This window comes from Acidovorax sp. Root267, from assembly GCF_001429215.1.
Taxonomy (GTDB): Bacteria; Pseudomonadota; Gammaproteobacteria; order Burkholderiales; family Burkholderiaceae_C; genus Acidovorax; species Acidovorax radicis.
In genome coordinates, this window is the sequence record NZ_LMJC01000010.1 from 1 (window position 1) to 24030 (window position 24030).

Annotated in this window: 21 protein-coding genes and 3 pseudogenes; 15 read left to right on the forward strand and 9 right to left on the reverse strand. The window is 62.2% G+C overall.

Features of this window, described 5'->3' with window-relative positions; translation table 11 throughout:
• Positions 1-111: 111 nt before the first annotated feature.
• Positions 112-1177: pseudogene (locus tag ASE39_RS09130) on the forward strand (IS481 family transposase); the annotation flags it as partial.
• Here ASE39_RS09130 and ASE39_RS25770 read toward each other — a convergent pair.
• The 3 genes and pseudogenes from ASE39_RS25770 to ASE39_RS09140 form a co-directional block, all read right to left on the reverse strand.
• The gene (locus ASE39_RS25770; protein WP_082615377.1) at positions 1144-2295 is read right to left on the reverse strand and encodes an ABC transporter substrate-binding protein; all 1152 of its coding nucleotides are present in this window, start codon (positions 2293-2295) and stop codon (positions 1144-1146) included. The pseudogene ASE39_RS09130 and the gene ASE39_RS25770 overlap by 34 nt on opposite strands.
• Positions 2228-2572 (reverse strand): FAD-binding oxidoreductase, encoded by a 345-nt coding sequence (locus tag ASE39_RS26330; RefSeq protein WP_057270938.1) that lies wholly within the window; start codon positions 2570-2572, stop codon positions 2228-2230. Before ASE39_RS26330 ends, ASE39_RS25770 begins: the two co-directional genes overlap by 68 nt.
• Positions 2569-3597: pseudogene (locus ASE39_RS09140) on the reverse strand (Bug family tripartite tricarboxylate transporter substrate binding protein). The gene ASE39_RS26330 and the pseudogene ASE39_RS09140 overlap by 4 nt, the downstream one beginning before the upstream one ends.
• Positions 3598-3728: 131 nt before the next feature.
• On the opposite strand from ASE39_RS09140, the gene ASE39_RS09145 reads away from it, so the two are divergent.
• Entirely contained in the window at positions 3729-4622 is an 894-nt protein-coding gene (locus tag ASE39_RS09145; protein ID WP_057270939.1) for a LysR family transcriptional regulator, read from the forward strand.
• 12 nt (positions 4623-4634) lie between these two features.
• Here the strand turns inward: ASE39_RS09145 and ASE39_RS09150 are convergent, their stop codons facing one another.
• The 3 genes from ASE39_RS09150 to ASE39_RS09155 form a co-directional block, all read right to left on the reverse strand.
• Positions 4635-5090 (reverse strand): heme-binding protein, encoded by a 456-nt coding sequence (locus tag ASE39_RS09150; protein WP_242421400.1) that lies wholly within the window; start codon positions 5088-5090, stop codon positions 4635-4637.
• Positions 5091-5266: 176 nt separating this feature from the next.
• On the reverse strand, positions 5267-5635 hold the full coding sequence (locus ASE39_RS25775) for a DUF4148 domain-containing protein (RefSeq protein ID WP_082615378.1): 369 nt from the start codon (positions 5633-5635) through the stop codon (positions 5267-5269).
• Positions 5636-5744: 109 nt separating this feature from the next.
• Positions 5745-6452, reverse strand: coding sequence for a Crp/Fnr family transcriptional regulator (locus tag ASE39_RS09155; protein ID WP_057270941.1), 708 nt, complete (start codon positions 6450-6452; stop codon positions 5745-5747).
• A 30-nt stretch (positions 6453-6482) separates the two neighbouring features.
• Here ASE39_RS09155 and ASE39_RS09160 point away from each other — a divergent pair, with 30 nt between their 5' ends.
• Positions 6483-8078 (forward strand): adenylate/guanylate cyclase domain-containing protein, encoded by a 1596-nt coding sequence (locus ASE39_RS09160; protein ID WP_057270942.1) that lies wholly within the window; start codon positions 6483-6485, stop codon positions 8076-8078.
• A gap of 21 nt (positions 8079-8099) precedes the next feature.
• Here ASE39_RS09160 and ASE39_RS25780 read toward each other — a convergent pair.
• Both ASE39_RS25780 and ASE39_RS09175 read right to left on the reverse strand, forming a co-directional pair.
• Positions 8100-9135 (reverse strand): annotated as a pseudogene (locus tag ASE39_RS25780) (IS630 family transposase).
• Between the two features lie 325 nt (positions 9136-9460).
• Complete coding sequence (locus ASE39_RS09175; protein ID WP_057270945.1) at positions 9461-10168, reverse strand: Crp/Fnr family transcriptional regulator; 708 nt, start codon at positions 10166-10168, stop codon at positions 9461-9463.
• Positions 10169-10483: 315 nt separating this feature from the next.
• Here ASE39_RS09175 and ASE39_RS09180 point away from each other — a divergent pair, with 315 nt between their 5' ends.
• Genes ASE39_RS09180 through ASE39_RS09190 form a run of 3 tightly spaced genes read left to right on the forward strand, consistent with a single transcriptional unit; the run spans position 10484 to position 13246 of the window.
• Complete coding sequence (locus tag ASE39_RS09180; protein ID WP_057270946.1) at positions 10484-11281, forward strand: SDR family oxidoreductase; 798 nt, start codon at positions 10484-10486, stop codon at positions 11279-11281.
• A gap of 5 nt (positions 11282-11286) precedes the next feature.
• Positions 11287-12900 (forward strand): NAD(P)/FAD-dependent oxidoreductase, encoded by a 1614-nt coding sequence (locus tag ASE39_RS09185; protein ID WP_199864260.1) that lies wholly within the window; start codon positions 11287-11289, stop codon positions 12898-12900.
• 37 nt (positions 12901-12937) lie between these two features.
• Positions 12938-13246, forward strand: a complete 309-nt coding sequence (locus ASE39_RS09190) for an EthD family reductase (protein WP_057270947.1) — start codon at positions 12938-12940, stop codon at positions 13244-13246.
• Positions 13247-13266: 20 nt separating this feature from the next.
• Here the strand turns inward: ASE39_RS09190 and ASE39_RS09195 are convergent, their stop codons facing one another.
• A complete protein-coding gene (locus tag ASE39_RS09195) occupies positions 13267-13827 on the reverse strand; it encodes a PaaI family thioesterase (protein WP_057270948.1) in 561 nt (186 codons plus the stop codon).
• Between the two features lie 58 nt (positions 13828-13885).
• Here ASE39_RS09195 and ASE39_RS09200 point away from each other — a divergent pair, with 58 nt between their 5' ends.
• The 9 genes from ASE39_RS09200 (at position 13886) to ASE39_RS09240 (ending at position 23985) form a co-directional block, all read left to right on the forward strand.
• Complete coding sequence (locus tag ASE39_RS09200) at positions 13886-14296, forward strand: MarR family winged helix-turn-helix transcriptional regulator (protein ID WP_057270949.1); 411 nt, start codon at positions 13886-13888, stop codon at positions 14294-14296.
• Entirely contained in the window at positions 14289-15509 is a 1221-nt protein-coding gene (locus tag ASE39_RS09205) for a multidrug effflux MFS transporter (RefSeq protein ID WP_242421396.1), read from the forward strand. Before ASE39_RS09200 ends, ASE39_RS09205 begins: the two co-directional genes overlap by 8 nt.
• Before the next feature lie 577 nt (positions 15510-16086).
• Positions 16087-17547 (forward strand): NAD-dependent succinate-semialdehyde dehydrogenase, encoded by a 1461-nt coding sequence (locus tag ASE39_RS09210; RefSeq protein ID WP_057270950.1) that lies wholly within the window; start codon positions 16087-16089, stop codon positions 17545-17547.
• 14 nt (positions 17548-17561) lie between these two features.
• Positions 17562-18929 carry an aminotransferase class III-fold pyridoxal phosphate-dependent enzyme gene (locus ASE39_RS09215; protein ID WP_057270951.1) on the forward strand — a complete coding sequence of 456 codons (1368 nt, stop codon included), beginning with the start codon at positions 17562-17564 and terminating at the stop codon, positions 18927-18929.
• Positions 18926-20212 (forward strand): Tm-1-like ATP-binding domain-containing protein, encoded by a 1287-nt coding sequence (locus ASE39_RS09220; protein WP_057270952.1) that lies wholly within the window; start codon positions 18926-18928, stop codon positions 20210-20212. Before ASE39_RS09215 ends, ASE39_RS09220 begins: the two co-directional genes overlap by 4 nt.
• The gene (locus tag ASE39_RS09225) at positions 20209-20901 is read left to right on the forward strand and encodes an HAD-IA family hydrolase (protein WP_057270953.1); all 693 of its coding nucleotides are present in this window, start codon (positions 20209-20211) and stop codon (positions 20899-20901) included. Before ASE39_RS09220 ends, ASE39_RS09225 begins: the two co-directional genes overlap by 4 nt.
• Positions 20902-20932: 31 nt before the next feature.
• On the forward strand, positions 20933-22321 hold the full coding sequence (locus ASE39_RS09230; RefSeq protein ID WP_057270978.1) for a transaminase: 1389 nt from the start codon (positions 20933-20935) through the stop codon (positions 22319-22321).
• A complete protein-coding gene (locus tag ASE39_RS09235; protein WP_057270954.1) occupies positions 22318-23130 on the forward strand; it encodes an SDR family oxidoreductase in 813 nt (270 codons plus the stop codon). The genes ASE39_RS09230 and ASE39_RS09235 overlap by 4 nt, the downstream gene beginning before the upstream one ends.
• A 51-nt stretch (positions 23131-23181) precedes the next feature.
• A complete protein-coding gene (locus tag ASE39_RS09240) occupies positions 23182-23985 on the forward strand; it encodes an SDR family oxidoreductase (protein ID WP_242421397.1) in 804 nt (267 codons plus the stop codon).
• The last annotated feature ends 45 nt before the right edge of the window (positions 23986-24030 follow it).

Genomic DNA, 24030 nt, shown 5'->3' on the forward strand with positions numbered 1-24030 from the left:
CTGTCACATCCCGGACGATTGCATAGACTCCAAACGCTATCCACTCTTCATGGCGCGAGCGGTTCTAAAGGAGTTGATAGAGTCCTTGCAATCCACCCAGGGAGTGAAGCCATGTTGATAGCCCTGCACAAGAACGCCCGCACCACGCCCGCCGTGCGTGCCGAGATCGCAGCCAGCGATGAACCAGCCAGCGTCTTGGCCCAGCGCTTTGGGATCACTGAGCAGACGGTCTACAAGTGGAAGAAGCGTTCCGTCTTTGCAGACCGCTCTCACACTGCCCACCACCTGCAGACCGTGCTCACGCCAGCACAAGAAACAGTGGTGGTTCACTTGCGGCGTACCTTGCTGTTGCCTTTGGATGACCTGCTGGCCGTGACACGGGAGTTCATCTGTCCCCATGTCTCGCGCTCCGGGCTGGACAGGTGCTTGCGCCGCCATGGAGCGGGCAACCTCAATGCTCTAAAGCCCCAGCAGCCTGCGCTGGCCTACAAGGCCTTCAAGAGCTACGAGCCAGGCTACGTGCACATGGATGTGAAGTACCTGCCCCAGATGCAGGATGAGAGCAGCCGGCGCTACCTGTTCGTGGCCATCGACAGGGCCACGCGATGGTGTTCGTGCAGTTCAAGGCCAACAAGACAGCTGCCAGTGCACAGGCCTTCCTCAAGGCATTGCACAAGGCCTGTCCGATCAGGATCAACAAGCTGCTGACCGACAACGGCAAAGAGTTCACGGACCGTCTGTTTGCCAGAAAGGAACGCGAACCCAGCGGCAACCATGAGTTCGATCAACTGTGCCAGGAACTGGGCATAGAGCACCGATTGACCAAGCCCAGGACGCCCAGAACCAACGGCATGGTTGAGCGGTTTAACGGCCGCATTGCGGACGTTTTGAAGACCCACAGTGGGGCATAGAGCACCGATTGACCAAGCCCAGGACGCCCAGAACCAACGGCATGGTTGAGCGGTTTAACGGCCGCATTGCGGACGTTTTGAAGACCCACAGGTTCAACAGCCGCGAAGACATGGAGCAAACCCTGCTGCGCTATGTGGCCCTGTACAACCACCAGTTACCGCAGTCAGCGCTCAAGAGCAGTACGCCGATGCAGGCGATGAAAGAGTGGTACCAGACCCACCCGCACCTGTTTCACAAGCGACCATATGATCGTACGGGATGCGACAAGTATCCTCCGATATCGATTTTCGTCCGACGCATTGCGGAAAGAAAACGCTCTGGTTTTGGCGCTGGGCCGGAGTTTCGCAATCCTTCGAGCACCACTTGGCAACTCACATAGCCCATCAAGTGATGTTGCCCAGGGGCCCGCACTTCCGAATACTTACCCATCGCCGCCTGGAATCGACGCACCAGCGCGGTATTCGATGACTGAACGTTGGGGGTGACTTGCGCAAGCGCCAAGCCTGTCGCAGCGCTCAGACCGGCCTTTTCGATGGCTCCTTGCACGGAGATATACGACATCCCGCAAATAGGAGTTGTGTCCCCAGAAGAGAGCACATCCCGCACGAACAACGTCCCAGTGTCGGGCGCGACGATCATGACGTAGGCCTGCGCCTCGGTGCGGCGAAGTTGACCGGCTACTTGCTTGAGATCCTCCAGGCCCTGAGCGATGGGTATCCGGCCCGTCACGGCTACGTTAATCTCCGCTGCGAAACTCTCGACCGTTTTCAGTCCATCCTGCCCGAACGGGCTGTCCTGATACGCAACCGCAATCCGTGTGAGGCCAATCGTTGCGAGGTGCGACACAATCCGCTTGAGTTGCGCGCCATCGCTGGCCTGGACATGGAATATCCAGGGGCTTCCCGGCTTGCGCAGAATGTCCGCGCCTGGACTCACTCCTACCACGGGTATGCGCACATTCACCAGCGTTCTCTCCCTTAGCAGCGCACTGACGTTCTCCGACCCGATCAAGTTGAGGAATGCAATGGGCTTGTTACGCTCAGCCACCAATCGAACCAACCTAACCGTCTCCTGCGCCTTGTACTGGTCGTCTACCGCAACGAGGCGCAGCTTGTGCCCGTGTACCCCTCCTGCGGCGTTCGCCTCATCGATGCAAGCGCGGCTGCCCTCCAGGTTCTGAACACCATTGAAGGCCAGCGGCCCGCTCAGCGGTGCGACGCTCGCGATCACCATGTCCGAGGCGTACGCAGCACTGATCCATCCGGCGATGGCAACAATGCTTGCAAATTTGAACACTGTCATCCTGTTGCCCTTCTCAACGCGGGCCATGCGGTTCGTGTCTTTTGTCTGTGGCGCGTCCACCTTGGTACTGCTTTGGAACATGGCTGGTTTCTTTCGGCCGTTGATAAATGGAGTTGATTGCAGTCGATGTGCCGGCACCGGCCGTCAGTGGCGCCCGCCACTGATAGCCGTGCTTGTGGCAGATACGCAGCGAGGCGGACGCCTCGCGCGGCGCCCGGGGCCGCTGCGGCGCCAGCGACTGTGCCGCCTGGGCGTCGCCCCAGTCCCAAATCCAGCGCAGCGGCAGGCGTTCGTCGGTGAACACGCCGTAGGAACCGCGTGCGTCGCTCAGGAGGTCAGTCAGGCCCTGGCGGTTCATGATTCAGCCGTGAAGCCAACGGACCTGACGATGGGTCCCCAGCGGTCGTGATCAGCCCTCAGACGTGCTGCGAGTTCGGCGGGGGTCGACGACGCGGCTTTCAGCCCCACGGCCGCCAGGCCGTCGACGATCTCCGGGCTGGCCAGCGCCGGCCGCAGGGCAGCACTGGCGCGCTGCACGACATCGGCGGATGCGCCTGCGGGCAGGAACAGGCCGAGCCACTCGGAGAACGCCATGTCCTTGAGGCCCTGCTCGGTGAACGTGGACACGGTCCCCACGAACTGGTTGCGCGCCGCACCGCTAGTCACCAAGATCCGGCACTTGCCCCCAGCCAGGTACGGCAGGAAGTCACCGATGGGGCCAGACACGGCGGGCAATTGGCCGCCGACCATGTCCAGGATGGCCGGCTGCGTGCCGCGATAGGGTATGTGCGTGAGCTCCACCCCGCCCTGACGGCCCAGCAGCACCCCGATGAAGTGGGGCACCGAGCCGGCCGCGGGCGAGCCGAAGGCCACGTTTTTGCTCGACTTGGCTCAGGCCAAGTACTGGGGCACGTTGGTCACCGATGCTGGCACGGCGGGGCCCACCGCCAAGCCAAAATCGAACACGCAGCCGATGGACACGGGCGTCAGGTCCTTGAGCGGATCGTAGGGCAACTTCTTGTAGATGTGCGGGTAGATGCCCAGCATGGACATGGGCGTCTGCAGGATGGCCGTTCCGTCCGAGGGCATGCCCTTCATTGCCTGGATGGCGATCTAGCCACCCGCACCGGTGCGGTTTTCCACGATCACCGAGCGGGCATAGCCACCGGTCATGCGCGCCGCCAGGCGGCGGCACAGCGTGTCCGAGGTGCCGCCCGCCGCGAAGCCGGTGACGATGCGAGCCATGTCGAGTTGCATGCTCTGCGCGAAAAGGTGGGTGGCCGGAAAGGCGGTGCTGGCGGCAGTGGCAGCAGCCGCAGCCGTCTTGAGGAAGGCGCGGCGTTGCAGGCGAGAGGACGCAAGCCCTGCTTGGTGTATCGACATCATTGTCTCCATGTGGTTATTAGGCGCCGGCCTGACTCGAACAGGCAGCGGCAGCGGGACTCTGGAAGGAAATGAAAGAGAGAATCGCCACATTTACTGAACGACTTTTCAGGTCACCTTAAAAATCCGGCATGCACTTCACCTTCCGACAAGCCGAGGCCTTCCTCGCGGTAGCCGACACCGGCAGCTTCACGCGGGCGGCGGAGTTGCTGCACTTGTCTCCGTCCGCAGTGAGTCAGTTGGTGACCGAATTGGAAGCCGCGCTGGGGTACACAGTGCTGGATCGCAATACGCGAAAGGTCATGCTTTCTGCGGCAGGCAGGGCACTGACTTCTGCGGTGGAAGCGCTGAGCCGACAGTTCGCCCTCACGAAAACTGCGGCGCTCGACATTCGCCATCAAGCGGCAGGTGTCGTATGTATCGCAGCCCCTCTGGTGGTAGCAAGCGTGATGCTTCCGCCGTTGATGGCAGAGTATGCGAAGCGACAGCCCGGGGTGGTTGTGCGGCTTATTGACTGCCCTTTGGAGATGCTCGTGGATCGCGTGGCAAGCCGCGAGGTCGATCTCGCGGTTGGCCCTGACCGTCCGGTCGGGCCCGAGGTCGAACGCGTGGTCCTCTACCAGAGCCCGTGGGTCGCATGGTGCGCACATGACCATCCCTTTGCAAACAAGCAATCGCTGACGTGGAGCGACTTGGCATCGGAGCGCCTGATGGTGGCAGGGCGCGACCATGAGATCCACCTGCCCACCATCTTCCGCCAATTGCCCGCTCCCCTGCGCGTTGCTCCTTCTCAGGTGGTAGACAACACTTCCAGCGCCTTGGGACTTGCTGCGGCCGGGCTTTTCTACAACATCATGCCAGCGTACGTACAAGCCTTGGCGATGCCGCTGGGTCTTGTCATGCGGGAAATCACCAATCCTGTCGTGCAGCGCGAGATGTCGCTGTTTCGACCATCGGATCGAACTCTGTCCCCAGCCGCTATGGGGTTCGGAGAGCACGTCATCGCCGCGCTCTCAGATCTCTGAGAGCGGGAATGGCTATTTCAATTGGTCTTGCACCTTGGCAATTCCTGCGACGGCGCATTGCTCGTCAAATTGCCCCCCTGGTGCCCCGCCAACGCCCACGGCGCCGATCACATCGCTGCCTGCTTTCACAGGCACGCCGCCGCCCAGCAACAAGTATCCGGGGATGTTCACCAAGTTGGCAGCGGCGGGGTTCTTCAGAGCGCGCTCCATCAAGGACAGCGTTGTCTCCCTGGCCGAAACCGAGGTGTAGGCCTTGAGACGGCTGGAATCGATCGTATGCGGGCCAGCGTTGTCTGCGCGCTGTACCGCACGCACGACGCCTGCGCGATCAACCACAGTGGCACTGACGGCATAGCCGTTGGCCGTGCAAGTAGCCACGGCCTGCGAGGCGATCTGAGTGGCCAAGTCTAGCGAGATGTTTTTTTCAATGCGGAGGCCCTCAGCGTGGACTGCGGTGCAGGCGATCATCCACACTGCGGTGGCAGCGCCGACTTTGGCAAAAGTATTGTTCATGATTTTTTCAAATATTGTTAGCGTGGTTTCGGTGGCATTCGATCTTCGCGGGACCAAACGGCACAAAGGGGACTTCTGTAACTAGGGGCGCCAGAAACGCCGGGAATTTCGGCAGCAGTGCCCCGCAATTGCTATTCGGCGCCGCTTGACTGGCCAGATTGAGAAGGAGCATGTGCAACGGAGCCCGACCCACTCGGAGAGGCTGCCCGTGCAAAGTAGCTCGACCCGCTGTCCTCGCCCATGACGGCATGCGCTTCCTCACTTGCAAGCAGATAGTCGCGTGTTACCTCGGACCGAGTGAGCTTGCTCTGGAAATGATCCAGTGGATTGTATGTTCGTGACCATGGATCCACGCCGCTGGACTGGAATTGACGAAGCTCTGCCTGGACCTCGGCACGGCTGCGCGTCGAGGTAAACGGCGTGGTGTCCACAGTAATGTCGTCGGCCAAGGCAGGTCCGGCAGCGAGGATCAGGGCGATTGCGAAAAACTTGCTTTGCATGCTTCATTCCTTTCGTAGTACATGAACAACTTGTCCATGGCGCTACTGTAAAAATGGAACGAAATCTACGATGTGCGTTTACGCACCTGAATCGGCAACTCAGTGCGCTTCAAGCCTCACGGCGGACCTCTGCCACCATGCGCTCCAAACGAGGCACATCCAGCAGAACGAGAGCGCCGCCCTCCTTGACTGCAAGACCCTGGCGTATCAACGCTGAAATCTCACGAGTGACTTGTTCGCGGTAGGTGCTCACCTGGCTCGCAACGTCGGAATGCTTGGGGGCAGGATTGATCCGCGCACAGGTATTCGGGCCGGCGCTGGCTCGCGCTAAGCGTAGCAGCTCAGCGTGAATTCTGTTCTGTACACCCAACGTACTCAACTCGATCACTCTTTCCGATAGCATGCGCACCAAAGCCGCTAGCCGCAGAAGTACGCGTTCGTTGACGATAGGCTCTGCTCGGATCAGTGCGCGGAAGGCCTGGGGCTCCATCGAGGCCACTAGCACCGCGTCCAGGGCCAAGACATCTGCAGAGCGCGGTTGCCCGTCAATCGCGGCGAGATCGCCCAATGTCTCGCCCGGCGGCTCGTCTCGAAAGGTCACTTGGCGCCCACTGGCCGAGAAGGAGGTAACGCGCACTCGGCCACTGACGACAAAATGCACATCCTTGTCGGAACTATTACGCAAGACAATCATCTGTCCGGGGCTGAAATGGCGCCACGTGCATCTCGCTGCAACATCTGCAATGCGCTCCTCGGGAATCCCGGTCAAGAGCTTGACGTTTCTTAACCCTACCGTCGACACGTGCGAATATTCCATTTCTCTTCCGATCTCCTCAGCGCTCGAAAGTTGCGTTTCGCCAGTGGCATGGTGTTGTTTGCCTATGTCTCGACCCATCTTGCCAACCATGCATTGGGACTGATATCGGTTGACGCGGCCAATGCGGGTAGGACATGGTTTCTGTTGCTATGGCGAAGTCCTCCCGGAACCGCGGCCTTCTATGGTGCCTTGATCGCTCACTTTGGCTTGGCGCTGCTGGCGCTTTACCAGCGCCGCACCCTGCGGATGCCCATAGCGGAGCTTGCGCGCATAGTGTTGGGTTTTCTAGTTCCGCTTTTGCTAACTGGCCACTTCGCAGGTACACGCCTTGCTTACGAACTCCATGGCGTCAATGACGACTACGCACGTACTGTTGCCTTGATATGGGGCGACGGTTCCTCCGAGAGTCGATTGGGCCTGATCGTGATTGCTTGGCTTCACGGTTGCGTGGGGGTCCACTATGTGTACCGCCATCGCGCCGCGTACCAACGTTTCAAACCCGCCCTCACTGCAGTGGCGGCCGTGCTGCCGGTGCTGGCCGCTACCGGCTATTTGTCAATGGCGCGAGAGCTTGCGACAAGAATAGCCCCAGTGAGGTCTATCGTGGCTTCTGCGGAGCGCGACCAGATCGCCAATCAGATCTGGGCGGGTTCACTGATGTTGCTGTTGACGGTGCTGGCAGTTCGACTGGCGCGAGACATTTGGATGCGCCGCAAGCGTGGCCTGTTGCAGATCACTTTTCCCGAAGGGATAGTACATGTGCCACGAGGCTTTTCCGTTCTGGAGGCAAGTCGGGCAAATGGCTTTTCCCACATGTCGCTTTGCGGCGGTCGAGGGCGTTGCTCCACCTGTCGAATTCGTATTCAAGTAACGGAAAGGGAGTTGCCAGTGCCCGACGCCGATGAGGCAGGAACTTTGCAACGCATAAGTGCAGGCCCTGACATCCGGCTGGCCTGTCAACTCCGCCCTCTTGGGAACATCGCCGTTCAACCGGTGCTGCGTACAAATGCGGGTGACGCAAGGGGAAATGGCTGGCGGCTACCTGTCGAGCAAGAAGTCGTCGTGCTATTCGTAGATCTGCGGCAGTGGACCGGGTTGGCAGAAGCGCACTTGCCATTTGATCTTGTCTATGTGCTGGAGCGTTTTTTTGAAGCGGTTGGTGAGGCCGTACGGGAGGCCGGGGGCATACCCAATCAATTTATCGGAGACAGCGTCATGGCATTGTTCGGCATCGGAAGTTCCGTAGAACAAGGAGCGCGCCAAGCGCTCTCGGCCGCTTCGAGAATTGCTGAACGCCTGAGCGTCCTCAACAAAGCCATGAAGGCCGACTTTGGTCGCGAGTTGATTGCCGGCATCGGCATACACGCAGGAACCGCCGCAGTTGCAACCGTGGGATTCAAAGACACGCGAACCTATACAGCTGTGGGTGACGCGGTAAACATTGCTAGTCGCCTGCAAGAGTTGACAAAGACGCTTGGGGTGCAGCTAGTCATCTCAGAGACAGCGCTGTTACATGCCAGACAAACTGCAGTCGGGTGGGACACTCATGAGCTTGTTTTGCGTGGGCGGCATGCATCGATAAGAGTCTGTACTTTGAAGCGGATTCTTCCTGCCGCGTGTTATTGATCCGGCATCAATGAAGTTGAATCAAGCCGCATAGCGAACCGGCTCATGCTGGAAGTATTTGCGAATGCGCTCAGGCTGAGCGCTGCACACTGCGTAGATGGCGAGCAGTGGCCTTGACCAACTGCAGCTTCGTGCGCGCGGGCGCCAGTTTCGTCACCGCCTGCTTGATGTCGGCGTTGGCCATCTCATCGGGGTTCAGTTCCGGGCTGTAGCTTGGCAGATAGAACACCTCGATCGCATCGGCATGCTCGGCCAGCCAGGCCTTCACAGGCTTGGCGTTGTGCACCCGTAGGTTGTCCAGGATCAGAAACACCTTCTTGGTGGCACCCTTGATCAACCTGCGCAGGAAGTCGATCAGGATCTTGGCGTTGATCGCGCCTTCAAAGATGCGCCAGCGCATCTGCCCCTTGTTGGTGACGGTGGAGATCATCGACAGGCCGTGGCGCTTGTTGTTGACCCGGATCACCGGCGTCTGGCCTTTGGGGGCGAAACTGCGGCCGCGCACATCGTCGCTGCGCAGGCCGCTCTCATCTCCCCAATGGATCTCTGCGCCTTCGGCCTTGGCCCTTGCCGCAATGACGGAGTAGTCCTCTTCATGTCACTTCCTGACTGCGGCGGGCGATTGCTCGTAGGCCTTCTTCATCGGATTTTGCGGTGTGAAGCCCCAGCGCGCCAGATATAGCCCCACCGTGCGTACCGGCAGCTTGATGCCAAATCGCTCCTCAATCAGCTGCGAGACCGCTGCGCGCGTCCACAGCGCGTAGGGCATCTTCAACTGGTCTGGCGTCTTGTCGGTGATGAGCTTGCGCACCAGCGTCTCCTGCGCCGCAGTCAGCAGCCGACCATCGCCGCTTTGGCGCCCGCTGGGCGCATCGTGCAAGGCCTTGGTGCCGCTCAATTCATGGCGCTTGCAGATGTTGAACACACCTGTGCGGCTCAGCCCCGTGAGCGTCGCAATCTCATCGTAGGTCCGGCCCGCTTTGCGCATCCGAATTACCTGCACTCGCCTCTCGTGGCGCGCTGGGCGCGACAGCTTTCTCATGTCAGTTGCTTGCATCACTCCAACATGATGGCACACCAGAGTATTTCAAGTTGAATACAGCCGAATCAATAATAAATCGCGCGAAAGTTGAGGCGGCTTCAATCTAGAGCGCAAACGGCGATGGCAACTGCCTCGGGAAGGTCTTACATGGACGCATCTAGGAGATCAAGACGTGAGGGTCTGATGGGTTTGCGCTCTTACATGCGGCCTGTATGTGAAAGCTGCTGGTCCTGATGGCTGTTGATTTCCAACCAGAAGTGCCCCCCTCAGTAGGGGACTCGATCAAACTGCTGCCACAGTAACCGCGTCGCGCCTCGGCCCCTTGGTCGCGACTGCAGGTTCAGCGCGCGCAGATAGCGCTCAGCCGCAGGGCTTCGATGTCCAGCACCTCAATGCTCCGGTAGTGTTGGGCGATCACGCCGACCTGCTCCAGACTGCGCAGCGCCATGTTGATGCTTTGCCGACTAGCGCCCAGCATATGAGCCAGTTGCTCCTGAGACAGGTTCAGCCGCAAGCGCGGCGCGGCACCGCGCGACCCAAAGCCATGCGCCACCAGCCAAAGCCTGCGTGCCAGCCGCTGAGGCAGCGAGCCGGGTTCGCCCAACACCTGGTATGCCACACGCAGCTTGCCCGCCGCCAGCCGTGCAATGTCACGCCAGTGCGCTGGATGGGTGTCCAGCCAGCCCTGCAGCCGGGTCTGCGGTACACACAGCACTGCGGTCGCACCATCGGCCACGGCATCGTGCGTGCGCGGCAAGCCATCGATGAGGGGCAGCTCGCCGAACCAATGGTGAGGCTCCAGGTACACCAACAGCGAAGGCAGCCCCTTGCTGTCGGTGGTGCCAATACACAGCGCGCCTTCGACGACGCAGTACAGCGCATGTTCCGACGGGACTCCGCGCGCATAGAGCGTCTCCCCGCTGGCCAGTCGCCGCAGCCGCCCGTGGGCCAGCAGCGCATCTTGCAGCGCAGGCGGGCAGGCGCCAAACCAATGCTCTTGGCACAGCGCCAACCGCAGGGCAGTGGTTTCAGCATCCTCGTAAACCATGAGAGAGCGGGTCGTGAATCTTCGTGTTTTTGACAGACGGCGACGAAGGGACTGCCTAGCATTGAAACGCGATGGTGGCTCTAGGAGCCTGTCGGACTTGGAAATCGTCGGCTGCAAATCGGCCGCAGCGGTCCATTTTTCACCGTCTTTTTGCCCCATAGCCTGGCTATGGGGCTGCAAATCCGGCAAAAACTGTCCTCGCTGAGGCCGATTTTCGCTTTCGACGCTCCAAGTCCGACAGCCTCCTAGGCGCTGCACGCATTGGCAGCACCTGGCATGCCATACCAGTTGACCCGAAATCAGGAGACAGATCGAATGAGCGGACAATTTAATTTTAGTGGACAAAACGTTTTTGTCGCCGGCGGTAGTAGCGGCATCAATTTGGGCATCGCCGATGCATTCGCGCGGGCCGGGGCCAGGGTTGCAATTCTGAGCCGCAGCGCGGAGAGGGTTGCCGCTGCCGTCAAGTCGCTGCGCGGCCATGGTCGCGAGGTGCTGGGCTGCACCGGCGACGTACGGGAGGCCCCGGTCGTCGCGGCCGCATTTGAACAGGTGCATACGGCTTTTGGCCCGATTGACGTGGTGGTCTCCGGTGCTGCGGGCAACTTCGTTGCGCCCGCAGTGGGCATGTCGGCAAACGGCTTCAAGACGGTGGTCGACATCGACTTGCTAGGTACCTTCAACGTGCTACGTGCGTCACACGGCTGGTTGAGAAAGCCGGGGGCTTCACTTATCAATATCTCAGCGCCGCAAGCCTTTGTGCCGATGCCCATGCAAGCCCATGTGTGTGCGGCGAAAGCCGGGGTGGACATGCTCACGCGTGTGCTCGCAATGGAGTGGGGCCCGGAAGGTGTGCGTGTGAATTCCATAGTGCCCGGACCGATTGACGGAACCGAGGGGATGCAGCGACTGACCCCGACCGAGGCTGCACGCAGCGCCGTAATGGCGGCAGTACCTTTGCGCCGCTTTGGCACCATCGACGCGGTGGCCAACGTCGTGCTGATGCTGTGCTCTCCAGTGTGTGACTACGTGACCGGCGTGGTGCTGCCCGTGGATGGCGGCGCTTCGCTCGCGGGGCCAGGTTTGTTCAACTCCGGTATGACGGGAGCGTGAGCATCATGGAAACCACAACTGTGCAAGACAGTGACAACAGCTACAAACGGGCCCGCATGCGTGGTGATCTGGACGGCACATTCGATGCCATTGTGATCGGCTCTGGCGCAGGTGGTTTGTCGGCCGCCGCGCTGCTGGCGCTGGACGGTAAACGGGTACTGGTGCTGGAGCGCCATGCCGTTCCCGGCGGTTGCCTGCAGGTGTTTAAACGCAAGGGCTATGAATGGGACGTGGGCCTGCACTACGTGGGCGAGGTGCACCGCGAGGGCACCTTGTCCAACCTGTTCAACAAGGTCACACGCGGCACCTTGAATTGGGCGCGCATGCCCGAGATCTACAACCAGATCGTGGTCGGCGACACCATGTACGACTACTACGCAGGCAGCGGTCCGTTCAAGGCGCGAATGAAAGCGTACTTTCCCAAGGAGGCCGTCGCTATTGATCGCTACCTGGAACTCGTGAACACCGCCAGCCGCGGGTCGGCCGCCTTCTTCGGAGAACGAGCGTTGCCTCCGGCTCTTGCCGAAGAAACCTTTGCCCAGGTCGCGCCTGCCTTCATGCCGCTGGCCAAACGCACGGTGCTGGAGGTACTGCGTGAGCTAACCCCCGACGAGACCCTGATCGCCGTCTTGTGCGGCCATTTTGGTGACTACGCCTCGCTGCCAGAGCATGCCTCATTCGCGGCCCATGCGATGGTGGTAAGGCATTACCTCGACGGTGGCAGCTACCCCGTGGGCGGCGCCCAGGGTGTCGCCACCGCGATGGCCAATACCATCCGCGCAGCAGGTGGTTTGGTGCTGGTAGCGGCCGATGTCACCGCTGTGGTCGAGAAAAATGGCCGTGTGGCTGGAGTGGCTTTGGCCGACGGCCACATGGTCGAGGCACGCACCGTGGTTAGCTCCATTGGCATCCGCAAGACGCTGGAGTTGCTGCCGGCCGACCATGAAGCTGCTGCCCCGTTGCGCAGGGCCAGTGCCAATCTGCCGCTGACACTGGGTGCGGTTGTGCTGAACGTGGGCCTAAACGCGAGCAACGCGACGCTGGGTGTGGGCCCAGCCAACATTTGGATCCATCGCAGCGAGCAACAAGGGGCCGACTGGGCACGCTACGCGGCAGACCCGGCACACCAACCAATGCCTTTGCACTTCATCTCGCAGCCCTCTGCCAAAGATCCGAGTTGGCTCTCTCGCTACCCCGACCGTAGCACGATGGACATTTGCAGCTTCACCGACTGGCGTCTGTTTGCGCCCTTCACCGACACCAGTTGGCAACGTCGTGGCGAAGCGTATGACGAGCTCAAGGCGCGCCTGACGGAAGAAATGCTGGCCCAGGTTTACCGCTTCTATCCAAAGGCGCGCGGCCACGTCGAACACGCCGAACTGGCCACACCGCTGAGCTTCAACCACTTCCTGAATCGCAGCTGCGGTGACTTCATGTCGTTTGCGCCCACACCATCACGCTACGAGCAGCGCTGGATGCGTGCCCACGGCCCTGTGAAGGGGCTGTTTTTCAGCGGGCAAGATGTCTCGATGGGCGGTGTCAGCGGCGCCATGATCGGTGGCTTGCTGGCCGCGTCGGCGGTGCTGGGTCGCGACCTGTTCCGCGAACTTCGCAACTGATGCTTCTTCTGTTCCCTTTTAGCTGGAGTACCCACACATGATCCGTGTCACCGTTTCCTATCCCGCAACCGAAAGCCAGCGCTTCGACCACAACTACTACCAATCCACCCATGCCGCCCTTATCCGCAAGCTTTTGACGCCTCACGGCCTCCAACGTGTGGAGATCGATCAGTGCCTGAACGACGGCGCAGGTAAACCGCCCCCCATCGTGGCCGCTGCGCATATGTTGTTCACCGACCTCGCCGCCTTCAAGGCCGGCATGGCGGTGGCGGGAAAAACCCTGGCTGCTGACATGAAAAACTACACCGATACTGCGCCAACCGTCGTCATCTGCGACACACGCTGAGTGCACACGGGACAGTAGGACTAGGTTCGCCCAGGGAACCTTTTTGTTGTTAGATCGACTTGGTCGAAGATCAGGCATGTCGTCGTCGCATGCGCGAAGATCTTTCCGTCAGGGCCGACGATCTGGCCTTCGGCCACGGCAACTTGACGTCCCGCGTGGATCAACTTCCCTTCCGCACGCACCAGCGGCACTTGCTCGTTAAGTGCGCGCAGCATGTTCACTTTGAGTTCCAGCGTGGTGAAGCCTTTTCCGGCAGGAAGCGTCGAATGCACTGCGCAGCCCACGGCGGAGTCGAGCAGCGTGGCAAACCACCCGCCATGCACGGTGCCAAGAGGATTGTAGAGGCGCCTTTGTGGTCGTCCTTGGAAGACGGCGACGCCGGGCTCAATGTGGATTCCGATGATACTGACGGTGTCATTGATCGGTGGAGGCGGCAACTCTCCAGCGAACATCGCATTGAACATTTCCATGCCCGAGAGGCCGAAGACCGTTCCTCTGGGCTCTGCACCCGGAGCACTCTGGCGCGCCCGCACGCGCGCTTCGTCAGCTTCCCAACGAGCGACTACTTCATCAACTTCCATAAGACGCACCTTTTCTTGATAAGTTGTATATACAACAATTGCATATACAATTTATCACATGAAAACAGCCTCCAAACCTCAAGGGTGTACGAACCCAAAGCTCCGCCAGCTGACTCGCATGGTGACGCGTCAATACGACCGATATGTCAGCGAAACGGGACTGAAGAACACGCAGTACGCGCTGTTGTCGTACGTCGTCGGGCTTGGTCCGATCCGTCCGAGCGACCTAGCCGAACGAATGCAGATGGACGCTTCGACTTTGACGCGCAGCATGCGGCCGCTGGAGGCTCGTGGATGGCTGAAGGTCGGAGCGGGAAGCGATGCGCGCAGCCGTCTCGTCGAAGCGACCGAGGCCGGTGAAGCGAAGCGAGCCGAGGGGCATCGTGCCTGGAAGGCGGCGCAGACGGCCCTGAATAAGCGTTTGGGTGCGGGGCGCATGGCCACCCTGCATGATCTGCTGGATGCTTGAATCGAATGTATCGATGAAGGAGGCGACGATGCAACCGACGAGCAATCCCCCAAGACTGTTGACGGTCGAGTTGCTGCTGTTGCTCGCTGGCTTGGCCGCACTAGGGTCGCTGGCCACCAACATCATCCTGCCAGCTTTCCCCAGCATGGGCGGCGAACTGGGCATCACGGCAAAGGAGCTGAGCGCAACGCTCGGGACTTTCTTCGTCGCTTTTGCCGTAGGGCAGCTGTTCGTGGGACCGCTATCGGACCGATTTGGGCGCAAGGGGCTTGTGTTGTGCGGCCTGGCCGTATTCGTTGTAGGTAGCGCTATCTGTGCGGTTGCAGTCAATCTACCTCAGCTCATCGCGGGGCGCATCGTGCAGGCGCTGGGGGTGTGCGCCACATCCGTACTGTCGCGAGCCATTGCACGTGACCTGTTTGATGGAGAAACGCTGGCCCGTGTGCTTTCACTCATCATGGTGGCTATGGCCGCAGCGCCCGGCTTCTCTCCGCTGTTGGGCGGTGCATTCAACAGCTTGCTTGGTTGGCGAGCAACCTTCTGGGTGGTGGCTCTGCTTGCGTTGTTGTTGGGCATCCACTACGTGATCCGCTTGGGCGAGACGCACACGGCCGAACGGCGCGCAGTGCTTTCCCTCCGATCGGTGGTGGGCTCTTATGGGCGACTGCTGCGCGACCGCCGCTTTGTCGTGCCCGCTTTGTCAGTAAGCCTGGTCATCGGCTCTCTCTACATGTTCTTTGCGATGGCACCTGCCATCCTGATGGAGGGATTTGACTACTCGCCGTTCGGGCTGGCGTGGTTCTTCGCTTCCACCGTCTTCGTGGTGTTTGGTGCAGGCATGTTGGCGCCGAGGCTGGCGCACCGATTGGGATCGGCTCGGGCGGCCCGAATCGGGATCATCGTCGCGTTCGTGGGAAGCATCGCTCTGCTGGTTGGCCCGCACGACGAATACTACTTCTCGACTGCACTGACCATATTTCTTCTGGGCATGGGGATAATTAACCCGCTGGGCACCGCGATCACGTTACAGCCTTTTGGGCAACAAGCGGGCGCTGCCTCTGCATTGCTCGGTTTTCTGCAAATGAGTTGTGCGGCTGTTGCCATCGGAGTTTCCTCAGCACTGCCGATGCCTGCTCACTTGGCGTTTTGCATCGTCCTAGCGGCCAGTCTAGCGCTGTCCCTGCTGACGTTTTCTTTGAAGATAACTCGCTAGACCATGTTCGTCTGGTTGTCCCGTAGGGATCCTCCCATCCGCTATCGTCCCGGCAGTCTCGACGAGTTGGACTGGATCGCTGAATGGCAAGTTGCCAGGATTCTTTAGGGAACCTCTCAAAACCTCCGAATTCGGCCTCCAAGGCACCGTAAGCTGTTGATTCGTATAGGGGGTTGGCATCGCATCTTGGGGTTTTGAGAGGCTCCCTATAGTGCGGGACAGTCGTCACGACAAGACCGCGACAACACGAACGCTCGGACAGCATGCACGATCATGTCGACACTCTTGGCGCGCGTCTCACGCAACATGACCGCATCGTTGACAGTCTTGCGGCTGCTGTCGGTGCAAGTTTGTGTATCAGGGCAGGCTCTTCGAGCGCGATGGCGAGTTTCGCCGCTTGGCTGTCAAGAAGGGCCAGATGCCTGCCGCAGGGCTCTGTTGGCTCGCGTTAGAAATATGGGGTAAACCCTAGTATTGCATTTGCTGGATATTGATCACGTCCAGCGGCCATCAAAACCTATCGTCCAGTGGTCGTTCGGCGCTTTCGAGGCGCCGTCGTTTTTGACCTCTGGACACCATGACATCTTCTTACCCCTCGCTGGCCTTACATGTGGCCGGCCAATGGACTGACCACACCAGCGGTGGTTCTCGCCCCGTCGTCAACCCGGCTACCGCCATGGAGCTCGGGCTGCTGCCGCTGGCTGGCCTGGCCGAATTGGCAGCCGCTGCCGAATCGGCACAGCGCGGCTATCTGGCCTGGCGCCGCGTGCGCCCGCACGAGCGCTATGTGATCTTGCGCCGCGCAGCGGACCTGTTGCGCCAGCGGGTCGATGCCGTGGCGACCGTGCTTACCCTGGAGCAGGGCAAGCCGCTGAGCGAGGCCCGGCGCGAGGTCACGCTGTCGGCAGACATCATCGACTTTCAGGCGGAAGAGGCCAAGCGCCTGTATGGCAGGGCCGTGGCGCCCCGGGTGGAAGGCATTCTTTCGCACACCGTCACGCGGGTGCCCGTGGGCCCAGTGGCGGCCTTCACTGCCTGGAATTTTCCCGTCAACCTGCCCAGTCGCAAGCTGGGCAGCGCGCTCGCCGCAGGCTGCAGCGTGGTCATCAAGCCGGCGGAGGAAACCCCGGGCAGTTGCATGCTGCTGGTGCAGTGCTTTCTGGATGCGGGCGTGCCTGCCGATGCGATCAACCTCGTGTGCGGCGACCCGGCGCAGGTCTCGTCCTTCCTCATCGGGCGACCGGAGATCGCCAAGGTGTCCGTCACCGGCTCGGTGGCCGTGGGCAAGCTGCTGGGAGTCCAGGCGGCGGCGCATGTGAAGCGCTTCACGGGCGAGCTGGGCGGGCATGCGCCGGTCATCGTGTGCGAGGACATGTGCGAGGGTGGGGCGATGGACTTCGTGCTCAGGCAGGCGGTAGCGGCCAAGTACCGCAATGCCGGGCAGGTGTGTGCTTCGCCTATCCGCTTTTACGTGCCGCGTGCGCACCTGGGCACTTTCTCGGAGCGCTTCAGCGCGGCAGCGAAGGCCCTGCGCCTGGGGCCGGGCATGGATGCCGCCACGCAGATGGGGCCGCTGTCCCACGCGCGCCGCATCGAAGACATGGAGCGCTTTGTGGACGACGCCATCGGCCTGGGCGCGCGCCTGCTCACCGGCGGCCATCGGGTCGAGCGCCCCGGCTTCTTCTTTGAGCCCACGGTGTTTGCGGACGCGCCTGCCAGCACCCGCCTGATGCAGCAGGAGCCGTTCGGCCCGATGGCGGTGATCCAGCCCTACGACACCCTGGAGGGCGCCATCGGCCAGGCGAACGCATTGCCCTATGCGCTGGGGGCCTACGCCTTCACGCGCGACCTGCATGCCGCGCACCAGCTGGGCGAGGGCATCGAGGCCGGCATGGTGGGCATCAACCACTTTGGCGTCTCGCAGCCCGAGCTGCCCTTCGGTGGCCACAAGGAAAGCGGCCTGGGGCAAGAGATGGGGGCCGAGGGCCTCCTGCACTACACAGAGATCAAAACCATCACGGTAGGCACGCCGTTCTGAAGAAAGCAAGCACCATGACCAGCACCATCGAACAACTCAAGGCAGACAGCGGCCGCCATCTCTGGCACCCCATGGCACACCCGGCCGCCATGAAGAAGAACCCACCAGACATCGTGGCACGCGGCGAAGGCTGCTGGATCTGGGATGTGGACGGGCACAGGATGCTCGACGGCGTGGGGGGCTTGTGGAGCAGCAACCTGGGGCACAGCGCCAAACCCGTGCGCGATGCCATCGTGGCCCAGCTCGACGAACTGCCCTTCTACAACGTGTTCCGCGGCACCACACACCCGCGCGCCATCGAGCTCTCGGCCCGCCTGGTCCAGCTGATGCAGCCAGAAGACGTGTCGGCTGTGCTGTTCTCCAACGGCGGCTCCGACGCGGTCGAGGGCGCCTTGAAGATCGCGCGGCAGTACCACAAGCTGCGCGGGCAGGCCGACCGCTTCAAGTTCATCAGCCTGCGCCAGGGCTACCACGGCGTGCACTTTGGCGGCATGAGCGTCAACGGCAACACCAACTTCCGGCGTGCCTACGAACCGCTATTGCCAGGCTGCTTTCACATCGACACGCCCTGGCTCTACCGCAACCCGTACACCGAAGACCCGGTCGCGCTGGGTGAGATCTGCGCCCAATTGCTGGAGCGCGAGATCATCTTCCAGGGGCCCGATACCGTGGCCGCCTTCATCGCCGAGCCTGTGCAGGGCGCCGGCGGCGTGATCGTGCCACCGGCCAACTACTGGCCTGCGGTGCGCAGGATCTGCGACAAGTACGGCGTGCTGCTGATCGCCGACGAGGTGGTCACCGGCTTCGGGCGCACGGGTCATCTGTTCGGCACGCGCCTATGGGGCGTCAACGCCGACCTGTGGTGCCTGGCCAAGGGCATCAGCTCGGGCTACGTTCCCCTGGGTGCAACTGTCATCTCCAGCAAGGTGGCCCGGGTGTTCGACGAGGACACGACCGGCCAGGCCGCCGTGAGCCATGGCTACACCTACAGTGCCCACCCCGTGGCTGCGGCCGCCGCACTGGCCACGCTCGACCAGATCGAGGCCCAGGATGTGCCGGGCAATGCCGCCCGCGTGGGCGCCGTGATGCAGGAGCGCCTGCGCAGGCTGGAGCAGACCTGCAGCTTTGTCGGCAACGTGCGCGGCGTGGGGTTGATGCTGGGCATCGAGATGGTGCAGGACAAGGCACTGCGCACGCCCATGCCGCGCAGCAGTGACATTCCGGCCCGGGTGGCCCGGGAGGCCTACCGGCGCGGCCTGATGGTCCGCATCTCCGGGCCCAACCTGATTCTCTCGCCGCCCCTGGTGATCTCGCTCGAAGAGGTTGACCATCTGTGCACCGTACTGGAGGCCGCGTTCGCCGCGGTGGAGGCCGCATCTTGAACCCGGCGCCTGCAGGCCGTGCGCCGGTCATCCTGCTGATTGGAACGGTGGATACCAAGAGCGAGGAGATCGCCTTCCTGCGCGAATCGGTCGAGCACTGTGGCGCCAAGGCCCTGGTGATGGATGTCGGGGTGCTGGGCCGTGGTGGGTTCACGCCGGACATCCTCAACAGCGACGTGGCGGCTGCAGCGGGCATGACGCTGCGCCAAGTGATGGACAGTGGTGACGAGAACACCTCCATGCGGCTCATGGCCCGAGGGGCGTCGCTGATGGCTACACAGTGGCAGATCGAAGGGCGATTTGATGGTGTCCTGATTCTGGGCGGCACCATGGGCACAGACCTCGCACTTGACGTGGCGAATGCATTGCCCCTGGGCTGCCCGAAGCTGGTGCTTTCGACCATCGCCTACTCGCCGCTGATCCCACCAGACCGTATTCCGCCAGACCTCATCATGCAGTTGTGGGCTGGAGGCCTATACGGGCTGAACCGCTTGTGCAAATCGGCACTGGGCCAGGCTGCGGGGGCCGTGGTGGGGGCATGCCGGGCGCGCCCGGTGGCAGCAGATTCCCGGCCTGTAGTGGGCATGACCTCGCTTGGCTCCAGCGCACTGACCTACATGAAGCGCCTCAAACCCGAGCTGGAAGCGCGGGGGTATGAGCTGGCTGTGTTCCACACCACCGGCATGGGCGGGCGGGCGTTCGAGGACCTGGCGCGGCGCGGCTACTTTGCCTGTGTCATGGACTTCAGCCTGCAGGAAGTGGTGAACCATCTCGCTGACAGTTGCGTGAGCGCTGGTGGTGACCGCTTGCTGGGCGCTGGCAGCGCTGGCGTTCCCCAGATCGTTGCCCCGGGGGCTACCGACATGGTGGACTTCGCGGCATGGGCGCGGCGTCCCGAGGGCTATGCAGACCGGTCGGTGCATGAGCACAACCGCCTGCTCGCCTCGGTGTGCGCCAAGCACGACCTGCGCCGCAGCGTGGCGCGGACGATCGCGCAGCGCCTGGCGCAGGCATCTGGCCCCACTTGCCTGCTGCTGCCGGCCCGTGGCATCGAGGAATGGGACCGCCCCGGCGAGCCGATGCATGACCCGGCGGGCCTTGCCGCATTCATGGACGAGATGGTGGAGGCGGTATCCCCCTGCACATCGGTTCGTTGCGTGGATGCACACATCAATGACGAAGCGTTTGTGCGGGCTGCGCTTGACGTGTTCGACACCTGGGTGCGGGAGGGGCGGGTGGTGCCCGGCGTTGTGGCCGTAGCGCCTGCGGAGGCTGCCACATGACCGCCTCGGCCCTCGTGCTCGACTTTGGCGGCGTGATCAGCCGCATGCTGTTCGAGACGCACGACCTGACCGAACAGGCCCTGGGCCTTGCACCTGGCGTGCTCACCTGGCGCGGTCCTTTCGATCCGGACAGCGACCCACTGTGGCAAGACATGCAGGCCGACAAGATCAGCGAGCGCGATTACTGGATGGCCCGCACCCGCGAGGTAGGGCAACTGGTGGGCGAGGAGTGGATCCTGATGGAAACCTTTGTCCAGCGGGCGCGCGGCGCTGACGTGCAGTCGGTGATACGCCCCGAGGCTGTCGCTGCCATAGGGGCCGCCCAAGCGGCAGGAAAGCGGCTGGCCATCCTCTCCAACGAACTCGATCTCTTTTACGGTGCCGACTTCCGCAGCCGCTTGCCGTTGCTGCAAGCGTTTGAGGTGATCGTGGACGCCACCTACACAGGAGTTCTCAAGCCCGATCCGCGCGCCTATGCGGCGGTAACCGAAGCCCTGGGAGTGCCAGCGCATGAGTGCGTTTTTGTGGACGACCAAATGCGCAACGTCAACGGCGGCCAGCGCGCGGGCCTACAGGTGGTGCATTTTGATGTCCTGCGGCCAGCTGCGTCGTTCGGACATGCGCTAGACCTGCTGGGGGCCCGTCGCCCAGCACTGCTGTCTCCATGTGCTGGCAGCGCATTCTTCTAATCCTCTGTGTCCCCTTTGTGAAATGCAAACCATGACCGAAATCGTTTCTGGCGTCTCCGCCTCACGTGTCGCTGAGCTGATGCGGGCCGAACAATTGCGCTACGCAAGCACCCATGCCCGCTCGGGAGAGCTGTATGCCCAAGGCAAGAGCAGTTGGCTTTATGGCGCTCCATCGCACTGGATGCGTCGTTGGATTGGGGGATGGCCCGTATACATAGAAGAGAAGTTGCGCTCCTACGGCGTGCGATTTTCAGACGTGGACGGGAACGAGTATGTGGATTTTTGCCTGGGAGACACGGGGGGTATGTGCGGCCATGGGCATCCCGCTGTGGTTGAGGCCATGACTCGCCAGGCGTTGGTGGGCACCTCTCTCATGCTCCCCAATGGCGATGCCGAGTGGGTGGGGGAGGAACTCAAGCGCCGATTCGTTCTGCCGTACTGGAACCTCACGACGTCTGCTACTGACGCCAACCGCGCCTGCATCCGCCTGGCGCGCATGATCACCAATCGACCCCGTGTGCTTATCTTTTCCGGGGCCTACCACGGCAACGTGGAAGAGGCTCATGTAGAGTTGCGGGAGGGGGCGCTGCACATGCGCAACGGCCTGCACCACAACTTCTTTCCGCACGATGACCTGTCGGTTGTCGTTGAGTTCAACGACGTGGCTGCGCTAGAGGTTGCATTGCGCCAAGGCGATGTGGCCTGCGTTCTGGCCGAGCCGGCCATGACCAACTACGGAATGATCGCGCCCCAGCCGGGGTTCCATGCCGAGCTGCGCCGCCTGACGCGCGAGACCGGTACCGTGCTTGTGATCGACGAGACCCACACCATCTCCAGTGGCCCTGGTGGTGCGTCGCGAACCATGGGGCTGGAGCCTGACATGTTCGTCTTGGGCAAGGCCATTGCGGGCGGCATTCCGGCAGCGGCGTTCGGCCTGTCACAGGCCATGGCTGAGCGTGTCTGGCAGGTGCTGCCGCCCGTGCATCCTACCGTGCGCCAGAGCGCACATGCGGGCATGGGGGGCACGCTGGCGGGCAATGCGCTCACGGTTGCGGTGATGCGGGCCGTACTCGGTGAAGTGCTCACCGAGGAGGCGTTCGAGCGCATGCTGGCCCTGAGCGATCGCCTGCACCGTGGTGTGAACAACACCATTGCCGTTCACGGACTGCCCTGGCATGCCACGCGCGTGGGCGCCCGGGTTGAAACGCTGTTCGCTCCCGACGAGCCGCGCAACGCGACGGAGGTGAAGTTGCATCGCAACAGCGATCTGGAGGCGCTGCTGCATCTGTACCTCATGAACCGTGGAGTGCTCATCACGCCGTTCCACAACATGATGCTGTGCTGCCCTGGCACCAGGGTGGGGGATGTGGACCGGCACAACAGCGCTTTCGAAGCGCTGGTTGTGGAACTTCTGGCATGAGCGCGTCAGACATTCGCCGGCTCGATGGCCGTGTCGCTCTGGTGACCGGTGGGGGACGTGGCATCGGCGCGGCCATCGCCCAGGTTTTGGCCCGCGCTGGCGCTTGCGTGATGATCGCCAACCGCACCGGCCCTGCGGGCGAGGGCGTTGCAGAGGGGATCCGTGCCGAGGGCTTACAGGCCCAGGCGATGGAATGCGACATCGGCCAGCGCGCCCAGGCCGAGGCGGCCGTCGCAGCCACCGTGGCGCAGTGGGGTGCGCTCGACATCGTGGTGCACAACGCCGCCATCAACCCCTGGTGTGAGCTGGAGTCAGTGGATGATGCCACGCTGGAACAAACCCTGGCGGTCAACCTCAAGGCCTGTTTCTGGCTTACCCAGGCGGCATTGCCGCACCTGCGAGCGGCTGGCAAGCGCGGCGGTGGCCGGGTGCTGGTGACATCGTCCGTCACGGGGCCACGCGTGGCCATGCCTGGCAGTGCCCCCTACGCCGCGAGCAAAGCGGGGGTCAACGGCTTCATCCGCAGTGCCGCACTGGAACTGGCCAGCGATGCAATCACGGTCAACGGTGTGGAACCTGGCTACATTGCCAAGCAGGGCGGATCGTTGCTCTCCGATCCTGAGCGGGCCGCGCGCATCGCCAGCTTCATCCCGGTGGGCGCACTGGGTGAGCCGCAGGACATTGCGCATGCCATGCACTTCCTGGCCAGCCCCGCGGCGCGCTACATCACGGGGCAGACCATCGTGGTCGACGGCGGGTCCACCCTGCCGGAGAGCCCGTTCTTCAACCACCCACCGACACCCGGATAGCCCTGGGCTGCCGGTTCCTGGGAGAACGCATTGACCTAACAGGAGGTATTTGTGTTGGATAAGCCCGTGATGGAGCCACGCTTTGCTGGAAAGGTTGCCATGGTGAGCGGTGCGGCCAGCGGAATCGGCGCCGCCGTGGTGCAGCGCCTGCGCGCCGAGGGTGCCCTGGTCGTTGCTGTGGGCCTGCAATGGGATCTGCTGGCCCGGGTCGCCGACGATTGGGGTGGCATCGCGTTGCCATGCGACATCACCGACGAGGCGCAGGTGCAAGCGACCGTAGCCCACGCACTGGCCCTGCACGGGCAACTGGACGTACTGGTCAATGCAGCAGGCATGGTGCTCAACGACGATGCGGCCAGCATCACCGACGATGCATGGATGCGCACCCTGGATGTCAATACCACCGGAACCATGCGCCTGATGCGTGCCGTACTGCCTGGGATGCTGGCCCGCAACAGCGGCGCGGTGGTGAACATCGCGTCCGTAGCGGCCTTCAACGCTGGTGCCGACATGGCGAGCTACGCCGCCAGCAAGGCGGCCGTGGTTGCGCTCACCCGGTCTGCGGCTACGTCGTGCGGTCCACAGGGCGTGCGGGTGAATGCGCTGTGCCCTGGATGGGTGCGCACTCCCATGAGCGAGCGCGAGCTGCACGACATGGCGCAGGCCTGGGGTGTCACCCAGATGCAGGCCGAGGAGCGCACGGTCGCGCGCATCGCGCTGGGCCGGATGGCGAGGCCGATGGAGATGGCGGCAGCCTGCGCCTTCCTTGCCAGCGACGACGCTTCATTCGTCAACGGTGCAGTGTTGGTGGCGGATGGAGGTGCTCGCACACCAGCGGCAGCCCGCGCGCATTGAGCGCTGCCCGGTCCAATATGTCCGGATGAGCGCGGTGCCATGGGG